Here is a 14,531-nt window from a genome sequence, read left to right on the forward strand (position 1 = left end):
GCATCGGAGCGCTTGGGACAGATGCCGTAATCAATGAACCAAACTCGCCCATGCTGTTGCTCGCTCAGCAGTCTTTCGGAAGCGTCGGTGCGACGATTACCGTGTTTATGCTGATTGCCTCTATGGTTCTGATCATCCAGACCGCGTTTTTCGGCTCCGCCAGAGCGATGGAGTCTATGGCGAAGGAGGAGAATCTTCCGGCGATTTTCGGAAAAACGAATATTCATGGAACTCCAGTGTTTGAAATGGTGGTCACGGCGCTTTTCAATATGGCGCTCATCATGCTAAAATCCCCTGCGGCCGTTCTTGCCGCTTCGGCAATTGGCTACATTTGCGCCAACGGCATCAGCCTGTTCGCCTATGTAAAAGTATACTCCGACAAAAGGTTTCGTTCGCTACCCAGAGAATTCAAGGCTCCTTCCGGATGGAAGATCATCGCTCTGATTTGCGCGCTGATCAATATTCCGCTGTACCTTGTTGGAATTACGTATCTGAACGCCCTGGACTCCGGCTGGTCGTCCACACTTGTGGGACTGGGTGTGCTTCTTTTATATATCCCGCTGTGGTTTTATACCCAGCGCCTTGTCTCGAAAAATCAACAAAACCATGTTATCAAATCAAAAGCAGCCTGAGCGTTTTATACCCAGCTCCTTGTCTCGGAAAATGCGCCCCTTCCCCTAAAGCCGCTTACATACGAGGACGAATGAGCAGACCTTATTATCGGGTAGGATGCTGATCATTAATTGATCAGCCGACACCCCCCACAGTACCGTACGTACCGTACGTACCGTCCGGTATACGGCGCTTCCAAAGTTCACACGCTAATTCGCAGAATAAGATTCACTGAAACTAAGGTATCCGATTCGTTTGAATCGCTCGTTGGATAGAGCTTCCGTCAAAATAGGGCTATGGGCTACACGCCAATAGCCTTTTATTGTGTTTACCCATCCATGCTTGCTCCTTGTTAATACCTGCTTTCTTCAGGTTTTCAAACCATATCCACTACACATTTGTAACCTTCTGTGATATAGGTTTGGCATCTTGTACTCACGATGGACACCCTTGGTCTTGGCTGTACTCTTCTCAATATCAGGGTGTGTAAAGAACTTACACCTATTAGACTATGCCCATGCAGGGCGAACCAAAAAAGGCCCCGCCACATTCTAAATATTTAAGGCTCTACAACCCCGCATGAATAGCTGGTTTTTATTATGTAACTGTTTCCAGAACCGACACGGTCTCAACGTGCCATGGTCACGGCAATAGGCAATACGGGTATATTCTAATATGTTTCCGTACTCGAAGGTACCCCAATTTTTCGTGTACGGAAACATATTAGAATGTGCTTCAAACTCAGCATTTTCAATGCTCAACACCGATATAGCAATATTACCGTCTCAATGTGCCCAGTCTGCGGGAACATTTAGCCCTAAATAAACTTACAATGAAGTAACACCATCGTGCCCTATCCCTAAGTTAAATCTTCTCATAATACGAACAGGAATCACATATTTTATGACTCACGCAAGAATATTAGTAACCCTTCACATATACAAACGAACCTATCTTGTAAGTCAGCCACTCCAGCGGGATTCGCCAAGGACATGATCAGGTGACGGTCCACGGTAGGATACTTATCTAATTAAAATAAACCTCATTATTCGGATACCTCTAATAATTCTTCTATTATTTCAGACGAATCCCTAACGAACTTGGGACAAAGTATGCTGAAAAGTTGCTTTTCCTTTACAGTATCCAGATCTTCGGGAATACTAAGATCAAAACCTAGCAACTCTTTACACTTCACCGAGCTATTAATAGCTTTAAATCTTTTAGTAAACTCTTGAACGAGTTCATATGTTATATCTTTTGCCGCATTATCGTCTACATCAACCTTACCATATTTCAAACCGATCAACATAATGGCACCAGTTACCGCACCGCAAGTTTCACCAATATATCCCATACCAGCCCCGAAACCGCAAGCAATTCTTTTTGCCAGTTCTGTTTCTAATCCTAAGGCATCACAGTAAGTTGAAAATACAGCTTGAGCACAGTTAAATCCTGATGAAAAACATTCAATAGCAACATCAGATTTCATTAAATAGCCCCTTTCAAATTCATCTATTTTCACTAACTATATCAAAGTGTTTAACATTTGCGAAGAAAGTCACCATGGCGAGTTCGCCATATTAGAACATGCATCCTATCATGACGGACTGGTATACACAGGAGTAGTGCTATTATCATTATAACCCTATGCTCTTTCTAAAGTTAAGAATATGAGCTAAGTGATGATTGCCATGCCAAGCATATAATCCTATCGCCTTTTTGAGGTTTAGATCTCCGGCCTCAGGATGACGAAATTGACGATTAAGTTCACTATGAGATAACGATTTAATTAATGTAACCAACCTAATGTTTAAACTTTCTATTAAATTCAAAGATATCCCGACAGGTAAGGTTTGAGCGTCTGGAAGTTCAGCCCATAATTCTTGATTAAATAGTTTGATTGTTGGTTTATCCTCTGTTATGGCAAGTCTAATTCGAATGTGTAAATTGATATAAGTATCAGCTATATGATGGACAACCTGTCGGATTGTCCATCCTCCTTCCCTGTACGAAGAATCTAATTGTTCTATTGACAAATCTCCAACAGAATTCGCGAGTTTATGAGGCAGATTCTCTATTTGAGTAATTAAATCTTTAATTTCCTCGACGCCAACGTCTTCTGACATGTTGAATTGCCCGATTGGGTACCTAATTTTATCAATCATTTAACAAGACCTCCTTTAAATACTGATTATTTTCTTACCTAAACTCCTTGAAGGCGGTTAAAATCACGCGGTTGCCGAGAATGCCGTTCATAGGCGTTCGTATTTCATGGCTCATATTTGCGAGGAACTGATTTTTTGCTTTATTGGCGGTCTCTGCTTGTTCTTTTGCCGTTAATAACTCCTGTTCCGAAAGTTTTCGATCAGTTATATCGTGAATCACGCTGACAATATGAAGTACATCGCGAATTGGAATGACCCTGGCAGAGATCGTACCGACAAGAGGCACGATAGGTCCTATTTACTCCATATTGGACACAAAAAGCGATAACCCGGGTGACAAAGATTAGACTTAGGATAAAACCAAGGGTTTAATGTCAAGTTTCACATTTACAGCTTCTTTCTATGCTGTCTAATACGTCTTTAGAATCAAAATTCTAGCAACTCCAGAAGGAGCGTATGGGATCTCACTTTATAAGACCTAAATTCTGCTTTAACTTCTAAAATCCCTTTTTAAACACAAAATATTTGTTTAACCCTTATCTCTCTCGACAAAATTAAATATCTAATGTGCCGTTGTGAGAATTTCTATCTTCTCAACCAACACATTAAATATTTACTCTTAATCTCTTCTCAATGAATAATCTTTAAAAATCCCCCAACACTCGACCCTGTTATATGCTGAATATATAGAACTAAAATTAATCCAAATCTCTGATTCATCCAAGTATGGATGGATCTCAAATAAAGTTCTGTCCCCATATCGAATACTTTCAAGCGCAAGCCTCAGTTCCTTCTTGAATATCATGTATCTAATTTTTGCGCTTTCTTTTCCCGTTTCACCACCTACATGGCAAAATGCATTTAATGTATATTGATTGCTAATAATTAACCATTCTCCCAATACCTCATCCCTCGTCACGTTAACTTTTTCGTAGGCAAACGTTAATCCTACTGTGAGAAATAATTCAGCAGTTACATCAGAATGAGTTAAAGTATATTTTCTACCCTTAATCGGTACTATTGGTGTAACTCCATTTCGAAATTCAACATGTAATTTGTCTGGATTAAATTTCATATTTAATCACTTCCTTGTTTATAGGTCCACTTATACTATTAAAACATTGAGCAAAATGTACCCTGTTACATGCAAAAGCGCTAATACAATGATGCCTCCAAAGAAATCACTCACCTCTTTTCTCGACCCTCATCTCGCTCTTCAACTCAGAAACAAAATGCGCTGGTGTGAGAATTTCTATCTTTGATATGCTACCCCCAGACAGGAAGTGAAATAAATAACTGTTCATTCTGGGGGTAGCATATCAATCTGCCGATATGATTTTTCTACAAATTCCAGTTCCTGTCGTGTATATGCCAGTTCATGCTCCAACCGGGCAAGTTTTTCTTCTGTAGTTTTTGCCCTGCCATAAATAGCACTGGGTGACCACTGCACCTTACGGTCGGTAAAGCCGTGTCCGCTTTTACCCTGTTGCACTGCATGCATTCGAATGCTGACGATACGCGATTCGCCCAATGTTTCCGGGTTAATGCCCATTTCACGCAGAATCTCTTTCGGTGATTTTCCTTTCGTATATTCCTCATAAAAGCGTTGCTTGAATTCTGCAGTAAAGCTAACCTGCCGCACAGTAACACTTGCAACGTAAGGACTGCTCTTTAATAGTTCTATTTGCTCAAAACTTAATGTACTTACTCCCATATCCCGAGCTCCTCTTGTTCAGCTCCCTTTTGTGAAATAATTGCGTTTTTCGATGAACCTTAACGTGTCCATTTTATGGTGTTTCTTATTGTGAGTATAATCAGGTGAACCTTTCGAATGTCCATTCTACAGGGTACATTTTATGTTTTATTCCTTAAACCTTTTAACGATTCCTATACTTTTTAACGAAAGGTCAGATTTCTGCCCAAGGGGGTGCATCTTTTAACGAAAAGGATGCAAAAAGCACAAAAGCACCGCTCTGAACGATGCTTAACCCGCCCTAAAACGCTGAAAAGCCCGCTATTAGCGGACTTTTTATGTTCCATAATTGTATCAATTATTGAGTTCATATTTGGCGGAGGCGAACTGACACTATTAAAAACCCTGCATGTCAAATTTTCATCTTCTTTCTTAGGGGGCTAGCATCCTTATTAAAATGCTTATACTCTCTGGGAAATAACTTATAGCCTCTGGAATGAAATCAAATGATAAGCACTTACCCTTTCGTGAAAGGGTAAGTTATTTATAAAGTCAGTAAAAATCGCTATGCTATCCTTTCTCAAGCTAATCTGGATATACTCAGTACTACTGGAAAGCTCATCGCCCCGAAGACTGGCTTTTGTACAGCAGGAATAATACTAGTACTCATATGACGACTAAACTGTTCAAGATCTAATCCAACCTGCTCTGTCAACTATTCAAGCCGCCCTCATGAACGATTTTTCGACTTACTTCTGCGGAGTGATAGTTTTCCGGTTATCAAGCTCCGTCTTCTGAGTTGTAGAATTCAGAAGTCTCCACGTGCCTAGGCATTTCTTTATTGATGATTTATGAGGGGTAATAGTCCCCTCGTCTCCACTGTCTAATAACTCAAAAATTGATACAAATTAACGATTCGCCTGCTCATTGAAAAGGGGGGTGCATTTTTAGGAGGGAATTTCTGAATATATTCTGGCTTCGCCCCTCATTCATTTTTGTGTGTCACGAGTGAGATCCTCTTTAGGCCCACATACTTGCGGTTAGGACCTACTCAGAAAAAAATATCATACTAAAATAAGTTACTGTGTCGGATCCATTGTTGTAACGAATGCCTACAGAGGGGGCCAGTTGCATTACCAGGATGCCAAAGCCCTCTGTTGCCGGGAACATGCGCTTTGGAAAGCGGCAAGGATTCTCCGGATAGGTACATTTCGGACATATAGTACAACCTTCTGTTGAAAGAATCATCGGATTGCTAAATTCCTTACGAAAAATCTGCGCAACTTTTTCAGTAACTGCCTCGTGTGCGATTCTTGCCTCACGCCAACCAGCCATGTCATACTTCTTTTTTAGCCTAGTCACTGTTGTAAAAATTAGAGCATGCTTATATCCCAGGCATTGCTTTTTACAGTCTTCGATACTGCCGATTGCCGGTGGACAGGCCCATGAAGTACCATACATTCCGCAGGAGTTCTTTTCGCACAGTCCTCTTACTTCCTGAGAAAATATAACTTCCTCAGCCTTGATAAAAGCGTATTCATGAATTTTGAGGGCCATTTTTTCTCGGGACATAATTCCCTCTATTTGCATCGTATAATCCACCTCTCGCCTCCAAGAGCCTATTTAAATCTAAGGCAAAGATGTTTCAGTCAGTACCATAAGCCGGCTACAATGGTTAGGGAATGGCAAAGCCGGTGCTATTTAATATTCAATCATTAAAGATACATTTTATTTCCTTACCAAAACACTTGGTGCAAGAAATACATGTCGCAGGTGTCTTATCTCCACTGATCCAGCGATTAATCAGACCAGGTTCTCGTATGAAAGGCCTACAAAACGAAATATACTCAATTTTTGTTTGAATTATAATCTCTGTTAATTTATCAAAGTCTCGATTTCCACCCACTAATAAAACCGGTATATCAATTTCTTCTGCAATTTCTGCTGCATATTGCTTGAAATATGATTCGCTTTCTGGAGTGATTTTCCTAATCGTTCCCTCATTAGGCCTGGATGATGCGAGGCCTCCGCTTATTTCAAGAGCAGACACTCCTGCTTTTTCTAACATGTTACAAACATACTTGCATTCTTCATAAGTCATGCCTTGCTCCATAAAATCATCACAGTTGATTTTAACCAGCACAGGGAATTCCACTCCCACAACCGCTCTAATACGGCGATAAGTTTCCAGCACTGCTCTCACCCTATTTTCCATGCTACCACCATATTCATCTGTTCTACGGTTGTAATATGGAGTTAGAAATCTGCTCAAAAGATATCCATGAGCGACGTGAATCTGTATACCATCAAAGCCCGCTTTTTTAGCCCTAATAGCTCCATTGGCAAAAGCATCTTGCATAATATATATATCGTCTTTTGTCATTTCCTTTGGTACTGTTCCCAATACCAAATCCGCCACTGCACTTGGTCCCCATAATAATCCATCGGCAGTACTGGAATTTTGGGCGCCATTGCAAACGAGTTGAACAATGATATTTGTATCATGCTGATGAACTAGGTCAGTTAGTTTTTGATATTCATCAATAAATGAATCGTTATAAATTCCCATTTGTCCTGGCACTAACTTTTCTACATCCGTCACATTTGTTAGTCCGGTGATAATGGTACCGACCCCTCCTTTAGCAAGGGTTTCATAAACATGTAGTAGTTTTTCTGTTACGTGCCCTTCTTTATCAGCCGCCCCATCATAGGTTGCCGAACGGATAAATCTGTTTTTCAGCTTCATTCCTGATATTTGTGTTTGGTCAAATAATGTTTTCATTTAATTCGCTCCTTCAAATCTACTAGTAAATGCTAAGAATTGCTTACCGGAACCTTACCATAGTAGCATTTAAGCGGTGACTTTTCACAACCGATGATACAGAAATTACATTGTATACATTTTGTTTGTGTCTGTTTTTTTGTTTTAAATTTATTGACTATATCTGGTTCGATGATAAATGGCCTACACATAGAAACTGCAACAAACTTATCATTATTAATTATGTCTTCTATTTCTTCTAATTTTGTTATTCCTCCGACTAGAATCACCGGAATATTTACAGCTTTCTTGATTGCCATGGCTGCTTCTAAGTTATATAAGTTTTTCGGCTGAGGTTGTGGTACCGCTTTATTTGAGATGACACCAACAAATTTTTTCACAAATTCAGGCATTTTATTTAACTTTTCATTTTGTGCTACTATCATTCTCCATGGCACCTGTCCACGAATTGTCGCCATCCCAGCTTTTAATGATCCATTTGAAACTTCAATCCCGTCACATCCAACCTGCTCTAAAAGTTTTGCAATTTTTTCAGACTCTTCAATTGTCATGCCATTTTTTAAAGGTTCATATCCATTTACTTTTACGATTAGTGGATAATCCCCGACTTCCTTCCTGGCCTTTTCAAAAATCATTTTAACAATCCTAAATCTGTTTTCTGTACTACCGCCCCATTCATCGTTTCTCCTGTTCATTCTTGGCGATACGAATTCTGAAAGTAAATATCCATGCGACATATGAATTTGTACACCATCAAAACCTGCTTCTTTTGCGTTTTTTATTCCTTGAACAAACTCTTCTATTACTTCTAAAATTTCGGCTTTAGTCATTTCTCTTGCTTTATAGTCCGATATTTTAGAAGGTGCAACAATCGGCATATGGGCACTTTCTTCTTTTGACTGACCTCCACAATGATTAAGTTGGGCAATAACTGGAGTTCCCAGTTCGTGCATTCTGTTCATTAATTTTTTTAAGACCTCAATATTTCCAGCTTCATTAAGCATAACCATATTACTTGAAGCCTTTCCTTGCTGACCCACTCCAATAAAGCCAGTAATAATTCCACCAACCCCGCCTTTCGCTAATGCTTCGTACTTTTTAAGTAACTGATCACTAGGCTTGCCTTTTTCATCAGCGATTCCTTCAAATGTTGCCGATCTAATTATTCGGTTAGGAAATGTTATACCTGCCAATTCAAAGGGCTCAAATACCTTATTTCCTTTTGTTTGGTCAAATAATGTTTTCATTAAACTCGCTCCTGCAAATATTTTTGTTTTTGAGAACGTTCATTCTAATTTGCATAAAAAAATCTCATTTGTTTAATATTGCTAAGGAAAAATCTGCTATACGATGTAACTTGTCTTTGCTAGCTGAGGTTCTTGCAAGTACCCGAATCCCAAGCAAAGTATTGTTCAAGGTTTCTGCCACAAGCTCAGCATCATAATCGCATGTAAATTCACCTGTTTGTTGTCCTTTACGAATAAGCTCTGCAAGTAAATGCTCTGCTTGCATAAATGCTTCTTTCGTCTTTTCATTTACATCCTTATCTCGGGGAGCCAGCTCAGTTGCTGAGTTTACAAATAGGCAACCCAATGGTCTGTCTTCATTTCCTTCGATGACAAAGTCAAAGATAAACTGTATCGCTTGTTTTGCAGTTTCTGCACGTGAAATTTCCGATTTTAGTCTGGAATTTATAAATTCTCCGAATAAATTTATCGCTTTTAGAAATAATGTATGCTTATCACCGAAGGTATCATATAAACTTCTACGATGGATTCCCATGTGCTCTACCAGGTCGCTCAGTGATGTCTTTTCATAACCTTGTTCCCAAAATAATTCCATGGCTTTCTGGAGAACTACACTTTCCTCAAATTCCTTGCTTCGTCCCATTACTTTCCCTCCTGTTATTAGGAATAGTAACATTTTGAGAACGATCGGTCAAGAATTATTTTCATAGTTGGATAGTACCAGCATCCATCAAGTACTATGAAATCTTTTATTATTAAATAAACTCATAGGCAGTTTTTCCACCGATTAGTTAAAGAGGGCCTACCTAGCATAACAGGTGGTTTTCGTGTAAAAAAATACCCGCAAGGTCGGCAAAGTTCAGCCAGCCCTGCGGGTTCGTAGGTTATCTATACGATATTAACTCTTGATTTCAGTACCATCCCTAAAACTAAACTGGACATCATCATCAGCAAAGACCGTGACTTTATCTATAACCACAGACCAAAGATCTTCGTCAAACTCTGTGAGAACAGAATCCTGCCGCAACAATGCGGTAAGAAAAGTATCCAGTTGTTCCCGCTTTATCCGGCTGGCTTGTCGTTGTTCTTCGATTTTTTCCAGCCTGCACTATAACCGCAATCCAAAGATCTTCGTCAAACTCCATCAGAAAAGAATCCTGCCGCAACAACGTGGTTATGAAGGTATCCAGTTGCTCCCGTTTTATTCGGCGTGCTTGCTGTTGTTCTTCAATTTTATCCAACCCACCCTTGGCTTTTTCGTACCTTGCTTCAAAACTTGCGTACCGTTGTGGGTATTCAGCGGGTGACGGTGATCCACCAGTCGTTCCTTATAACTGTGTTTCTAAGTTATCTAAGATAGCATGTACTTGGTTTATTTTGTCTAAGATTGATCGCACTGCAGTTGCTCCGCTCACTTGTGGTGTTGGAGCTCCCTTCTGAGTAACACTAGTGTCCTCTTAAACTTTATGACTACTAAATATTTTTTCTCAAAATACACCAAGGTTTAGACAAACCGTGAAGATAAGGATATAGAATCAACAATCCCCACAGGTCAGTTTCCTGTGGGGATCTTCTTCTGAGATATATAATTTATAAGGAAGCATAAATTTTATGGGTAATGTCATGGTTATTATTATTGACATTATTGGTAATTTTTGGCGGAGGCGAGGGGATTTGCACCCCTGTATCGAAGAGCTGCCACAAAAGCGTCTACGCGTGTATCCTTCATTTTAAATTTCGCCAGTCGTGACTCCTAAAGGAAGGGATTCATTTCAGGCTAGCTCGATAATCTTTGCTAACAACTCCGAGCATTGTTGTTAGAGCAACCTACTATTTGACACCCTGGCCCTTCACCGTAGGTTCAGAAGGCAGGATGCTAGCGGCACTTAAGCAGCTAGAGCGTATTCGTTGTTTGCAATTATAAAGGTCCACCGTTTAACGAGACCAGGTGGAATCTCGACGCGCAACCCTTGCCACCGCTTCTCCGAGCGAGTCTAGAACGCCCCCATATGAAGGATCTACACACATAGTATATCACATTTGGACTAAAAGCAAAGCTGAATATCAATGGAATTATTACATCTTATTGGAAAACAAAACATTTTGTTTTCACTTACAACACATTTAGTTTTTTGTATCTTTAAGTTTAATAGGCTTTATTACGATCCCTTAGAGCCCGCTCAATGTCACGCTTGCCTTCACGTTCAGCAAGGACCTGACGCTTATCGTAGTTTTTCTTTCCTTGGCCAACTGCCAATTCTACTTTTGCCATACCCTGTTTTAAATATAGTTTAATCGGAATAAGAGTCAACCCTTGCAGCTGAATTTTCCCGACTAATTTGTTGATTTCAGTACGATGTAGTAATAATTTCCGTGGCCGTAGTGGATCGTGATTAAAGCGATTTCCTTGCTCATATGGGCTGATATGCATCTGATGGACCCAAACCTCGCCATTATTTATACGAGCATAACTATCCTTCAAGTTTACCTTCCCGTTTCGGATGGATTTAATCTCCGTTCCAGTAAGAACGATTCCTGCCTCGACTCGATCATCTATAAAGTAATCGTGAAACGCTTTTCTATTGTCAGAAACAACTTTAATTCCCTCAGAAGGCATAACTATCCCTCCTCTCACTGTTACTTTAGTATAACATGCATTTCCTGAATTTAAACCTCTAGGCATTCGGCAGGCTAGCTAAACTAAATAGCTAAACTAACCAACGGTCGAAATTAGCTTATAGTTCGAGTGCCTCAGAAACTCCTTGCATTGCTTCCAACCCATAGCCCAAGAACTCCTCCAACGTAAGTCCTAGTTCACTACACGAGAGAATTTGTTGTCGATCTGCTCCCTTAGCGAATGACTTTGAATCGAACTTTTTCCGGAGAAACGGAACATCAACACCAGAAAGCTTCTTGTCTGGTCGAATCAGTGCTCCAGCGACAATAAGACCGGTCATTGGGTCGGTCGCATAAAGTGCCTTATCTAATAGAGAGATACGCGGTAACCCGTGCCTCTCGTTGTGAACTTTCACGGCATAGACAATTTCTTCCGAAAAACCCATACTTTCTAGAATTTCCGCACCTTTGAGAGAATGAACATGTGGCTGTTCTTTCGTATCCTCATAATCGATATCATGTAAAAGGCCAGCCATCCCCCACAAATCTGGATCCTGATCGAAATGCTTGGCCAAACGAATCAGAACCACTTCTGTTGAGATCATGTGTTTTAATAAATTCTTATTACCAACATATTTTGTTAATTCAGCATAAGCTTCTTCCCTTGTCATCATATCCGTACAGCTTCCTCTCTATTGTTTAGAAACTTTTTGTTTTCTTCCCATTGTTAAAAGCTTTATTTCCAAATTGTTACCTCATGAATCCTATCCTAATTCTTACAATTTAAATCCTCTTTGGTGAATTGTCGAAGAAATTCGTGGACCTTTTGAGCAACTGCTTCCCGTTCTGGGCCAAGTGTTAAGATGTGCCCAGAGTTTCCCCAATAGAGAACGGCTGGATTAGCTTGCTGGGTCTTCCTTGCAATAATTTGAACACTGACAGGATCTACTGTCAGGTCTTTAGTGCTTTGCATCAATAATGCAGGGCATTTTATTGCATAGAGGCCCCGGCGTACCTGGCGAATTGCACTGTTAAGGGAAATTAGGCCATCCACTGGAATCCGATCATAGACAAATCGCTCGACGGAGGCAAGTCGATGGGCCTTCGGTTTTCCTACAAACTTTCTGAACGGCCTAATAAGCTGGATATAACGAGTTCTCCGGTCATTAAGTACCATTGGTGCATTCATGCTAATGATTCCGTCAAGCAAGCCAAGAGTTGCCAAGTGTAGTACCAACAACCCTCCCATGGAGAGGCCCACTCCAACCACGGTATCGCAAGACTTCCTAAGCTCTTTGACTCCATTCTCCCCGTCCTTAGCCCAATCATCCCAGCACGTTTCAGCCATTTGTTCTGGAGTGGTTCCATGCCCTGAAAGACATATTCCCAGGACTGTCCATCCCCATTTGGTTAAACGTTCTCCCAATAAGCGCATTTCTGAAGGTGATCCAGAAAAACCATGGATGAGTAAGCAGCCAACACGATTTCCCGAAAAATAAAAGGGCTCCACTAAGCGCCTTTGTGGTTCCACCAGAACGTCCTCCTTCTGGTAAAAATAAATAACTCGAAAGGGGCACCTCGTATGAAGTGCCCCTTTTAAAAAGCGTTGAAGTGTTCTCTTGCGACTAAAGCATAGCTAAACCTAAAGAACTCAGTAAAAAGACGCCTGCCAAGCCCGCCGTAAGTTTCGCGAACAATTCATCCATACCCTTCTTTTTACCAAAGATCGACTCTCCAGCGCCTGTTATAGCCCCTGATAATCCGGCACTCCTTCCGGACTGGAGTAATACAGCCGCAATCAATCCTAAAGAGCTAATGCATAAAAGAATTACTAAAGCAATTTTCAAAATTAACTCACCCCTCTAAGGCAACCTTGCCACGATTCATAAACCCATTTATCAGTAGATTTATTTTAGCACAGGCCTGATCAAAACTCAAGAAGCTTCAGAGCGGAGTAATTTCACTCTATCTCTACCTAGCTAACGCCTTTCGCCCGCGATACACTGCACTCTCTCCAAGCTCTTCCTCAATGCGAAGCAGTTCGTTATACTTGGCCACTCGTTCTGTCCGTGCTGGAGCTCCAGTCTTGATCATGCCTGCATTGACCGCAACAGCGACATGGGCTAAAGTAACGTCTTCTGTCTCACCAGAACGATGAGAAACAACCGCAGTATATCCAGCTCGTTTGGCCATTTCGATTGCATCTAAGGTTTCAGTTAAGGTTCCGATTTGATTGAGCTTAATTAGGATAGAGTTTGCACTTTTTTCCTTAATACCACGAGCTAAGCGTGAAGGGTTCGTCACAAACAGATCATCCCCGACGAGCTGAACGCGATCTCCCAATCGCTCCGTCATCTTTCTCCAGCCTTCCCAGTCTTCTTCATCCAATCCGTCTTCAATAGAAATAATAGGATAGCGCTTTATGAGACCCTCATAATAATCGATCATTTCATCCGAGGTCTTCTTGAGCCCTTCCCCTACTAAATTATAGGTTCCGTTTTCATAAAGTTCTGTGGCGGCAACATCTAGAGCCAATGCTACTTGTTCCCCGGGAAGATACCCTGCCCTTTGAATGGCATCAACTATGCAGAGAAGCGCATCTTCATTTGATTCTAAGCTGGGCGCAAAACCACCTTCATCTCCGATGGCCGTCGCGAGAGATTTTTCCTTGAGAACTGCTTTCAGACTGTGGTACACTTCTGTCCCCATGCGCAGAGCCTCAGCAAAACTCGATGCTCCGACTGGCATAATCATAAACTCTTGTATGTCCACATTATTATCCGCATGTTTGCCACCGTTTAAAATATTCATCATAGGGACTGGAAGCTCCTTGGCATTCACCCCTCCTAAATATTGATAGAGCGGTAAACCTAGCGACTCTGCGGCCGCTTTAGCTGCGGCTAAGGAAACTCCGAGGATTGCATTGGCTCCTAATTTCCCTTTATTTTCGGTTCCATCAAGTTCAATCAACGTTCGGTCTAATCCAGGTTGGTCGAATGGGTTCATTCCCTCTACTTCAGGCCCAATAATTGAGTTTACATTGTCTACCGCTTTCAATACCCCTTTACCCATATAACGGGTACTGTCTTCGTCCCGCAATTCAACGGCTTCAAAGGCTCCCGTAGAAGCACCTGAAGGGACAGCTGCACGCCCTATGACCCCATCTTCGAGAACGACGTCCACTTCCACTGTTGGATTTCCCCGGGAATCCAATATCTCGCGGGCATAAATATCTGTAATAACACTCATTTTAAAATGTCCCCCTTTTATTTTAAATAAATCTCGGTCTTGAAGTCTTTAATACAAAACTTTTAATGGCTCGGCTCTATAGTTCTGCTCGAAAAAGCTGAGCATGATACCTCTTTCATTTACCGTTGTTACAAAAATTACGTGGATATCTCTTCAGAAGCACTCTC

General features: G+C 41.0%; 16 protein-coding genes, 1 other RNA gene and 1 pseudogene. 1 reads left to right on the forward strand and 17 read right to left on the reverse strand.

What is annotated here, in order from left to right:
- Window positions 1–2 precede the first annotated feature (2 nt).
- Entirely contained in the window at window positions 3–632 is a 630-nt protein-coding gene (locus tag E4K68_RS03420) for an amino acid permease (RefSeq protein WP_243450263.1), read from the forward strand.
- 1,025 nt (window positions 633–1,657) lie between these two features.
- Here E4K68_RS03420 and E4K68_RS03430 read toward each other — a convergent pair.
- The 17 genes and pseudogenes from E4K68_RS03430 to eno form a co-directional block, all read right to left on the reverse strand.
- Window positions 1,658–2,134 carry a C-GCAxxG-C-C family protein gene (locus tag E4K68_RS03430; RefSeq protein WP_243450250.1) on the reverse strand — a complete coding sequence of 159 codons (477 nt, stop codon included), beginning with the start codon at window positions 2,132–2,134 and terminating at the stop codon, window positions 1,658–1,660.
- A 115-nt stretch (window positions 2,135–2,249) separates the two neighbouring features.
- Window positions 2,250–2,777, reverse strand: a complete 528-nt coding sequence (locus tag E4K68_RS03435) for a YfiT family bacillithiol transferase (protein WP_243450251.1) — start codon at window positions 2,775–2,777, stop codon at window positions 2,250–2,252.
- A gap of 34 nt (window positions 2,778–2,811) precedes the next feature.
- Window positions 2,812–2,988: pseudogene (locus tag E4K68_RS03440) on the reverse strand (histidine kinase dimerization/phospho-acceptor domain-containing protein); the annotation flags it as partial.
- 408 nt (window positions 2,989–3,396) lie between these two features.
- Entirely contained in the window at window positions 3,397–3,852 is a 456-nt protein-coding gene (locus E4K68_RS03445) for a staygreen family protein (protein WP_135377348.1), read from the reverse strand.
- Between the two features lie 225 nt (window positions 3,853–4,077).
- Entirely contained in the window at window positions 4,078–4,491 is a 414-nt protein-coding gene (locus E4K68_RS03450) for an HTH domain-containing protein (RefSeq protein WP_135377349.1), read from the reverse strand.
- Between the two features lie 559 nt (window positions 4,492–5,050).
- On the reverse strand, window positions 5,051–5,185 hold the full coding sequence (locus E4K68_RS21590) for a hypothetical protein (RefSeq protein WP_348982833.1): 135 nt from the start codon (window positions 5,183–5,185) through the stop codon (window positions 5,051–5,053).
- 332 nt (window positions 5,186–5,517) lie between these two features.
- A complete protein-coding gene (locus E4K68_RS03460; protein WP_243450252.1) occupies window positions 5,518–6,072 on the reverse strand; it encodes a DUF2284 domain-containing protein in 555 nt (184 codons plus the stop codon).
- A 106-nt stretch (window positions 6,073–6,178) separates the two neighbouring features.
- A complete protein-coding gene (locus E4K68_RS03465; RefSeq protein ID WP_135377350.1) occupies window positions 6,179–7,252 on the reverse strand; it encodes an NADH:flavin oxidoreductase in 1,074 nt (357 codons plus the stop codon).
- 32 nt (window positions 7,253–7,284) lie between these two features.
- A complete protein-coding gene (locus E4K68_RS03470; protein ID WP_135377351.1) occupies window positions 7,285–8,499 on the reverse strand; it encodes an NADH:flavin oxidoreductase in 1,215 nt (404 codons plus the stop codon).
- A gap of 64 nt (window positions 8,500–8,563) precedes the next feature.
- A complete protein-coding gene (locus tag E4K68_RS03475) occupies window positions 8,564–9,142 on the reverse strand; it encodes a TetR/AcrR family transcriptional regulator (RefSeq protein ID WP_135377352.1) in 579 nt (192 codons plus the stop codon).
- 352 nt (window positions 9,143–9,494) lie between these two features.
- Entirely contained in the window at window positions 9,495–9,740 is a 246-nt protein-coding gene (locus E4K68_RS03480) for a hypothetical protein (protein WP_135377353.1), read from the reverse strand.
- A gap of 415 nt (window positions 9,741–10,155) precedes the next feature.
- Window positions 10,156–10,506: a transfer-messenger RNA gene (ssrA, locus tag E4K68_RS03490) on the reverse strand.
- Window positions 10,507–10,645: 139 nt separating this feature from the next.
- Window positions 10,646–11,116: an SsrA-binding protein SmpB gene (smpB, locus tag E4K68_RS03495; RefSeq protein WP_135377355.1), complete on the reverse strand. Its 471-nt coding sequence runs from the start codon at window positions 11,114–11,116 to the stop codon at window positions 10,646–10,648.
- A gap of 118 nt (window positions 11,117–11,234) precedes the next feature.
- Window positions 11,235–11,786, reverse strand: a complete 552-nt coding sequence (locus E4K68_RS03500; RefSeq protein WP_199241687.1) for an HDIG domain-containing metalloprotein — start codon at window positions 11,784–11,786, stop codon at window positions 11,235–11,237.
- Window positions 11,787–11,884: 98 nt separating this feature from the next.
- The gene (locus tag E4K68_RS03505; protein ID WP_135377357.1) at window positions 11,885–12,646 is read right to left on the reverse strand and encodes an alpha/beta fold hydrolase; all 762 of its coding nucleotides are present in this window, start codon (window positions 12,644–12,646) and stop codon (window positions 11,885–11,887) included.
- Window positions 12,647–12,740: 94 nt separating this feature from the next.
- Window positions 12,741–12,962 (reverse strand): preprotein translocase subunit SecG, encoded by a 222-nt coding sequence (secG, locus tag E4K68_RS03510; RefSeq protein ID WP_135377358.1) that lies wholly within the window; start codon window positions 12,960–12,962, stop codon window positions 12,741–12,743.
- A 124-nt stretch (window positions 12,963–13,086) separates the two neighbouring features.
- Window positions 13,087–14,364, reverse strand: a complete 1,278-nt coding sequence (gene eno / locus E4K68_RS03515) for a phosphopyruvate hydratase (protein WP_135377359.1) — start codon at window positions 14,362–14,364, stop codon at window positions 13,087–13,089.
- Window positions 14,365–14,531 lie beyond the last annotated feature (167 nt).

Source organism: Desulfosporosinus sp. Sb-LF, assembly GCF_004766055.1.
Taxonomy (GTDB): domain Bacteria; phylum Bacillota; class Desulfitobacteriia; order Desulfitobacteriales; family Desulfitobacteriaceae; genus Desulfosporosinus.

Excerpts from the sequence above, each read along its gene's own strand:
- smpB (WP_135377355.1), bottom strand. The coding sequence starts at position 11,116 with ATGCCTTCTGAGGGAATTAAAGTTGTTTCTGACAATAGAAAAGCGTTT.
- E4K68_RS03470 (WP_135377351.1), bottom strand. The coding sequence starts at position 8,499 with ATGAAAACATTATTTGACCAAACAAAAGGAAATAAGGTATTTGAGCCC.
- eno (WP_135377359.1), bottom strand. The coding sequence starts at position 14,364 with ATGAGTGTTATTACAGATATTTATGCCCGCGAGATATTGGATTCCCGG.
- E4K68_RS03445 (WP_135377348.1), bottom strand. The coding sequence starts at position 3,852 with ATGAAATTTAATCCAGACAAATTACATGTTGAATTTCGAAATGGAGTT.
- E4K68_RS03475 (WP_135377352.1), bottom strand. The coding sequence starts at position 9,142 with ATGGGACGAAGCAAGGAATTTGAGGAAAGTGTAGTTCTCCAGAAAGCC.
- E4K68_RS03465 (WP_135377350.1), bottom strand. The coding sequence starts at position 7,252 with ATGAAAACATTATTTGACCAAACACAAATATCAGGAATGAAGCTGAAA.
- E4K68_RS03435 (WP_243450251.1), bottom strand. The coding sequence starts at position 2,777 with ATGATTGATAAAATTAGGTACCCAATCGGGCAATTCAACATGTCAGAA.
- E4K68_RS03500 (WP_199241687.1), bottom strand. The coding sequence starts at position 11,786 with ATGACAAGGGAAGAAGCTTATGCTGAATTAACAAAATATGTTGGTAAT.
- E4K68_RS03450 (WP_135377349.1), bottom strand. The coding sequence starts at position 4,491 with ATGGGAGTAAGTACATTAAGTTTTGAGCAAATAGAACTATTAAAGAGC.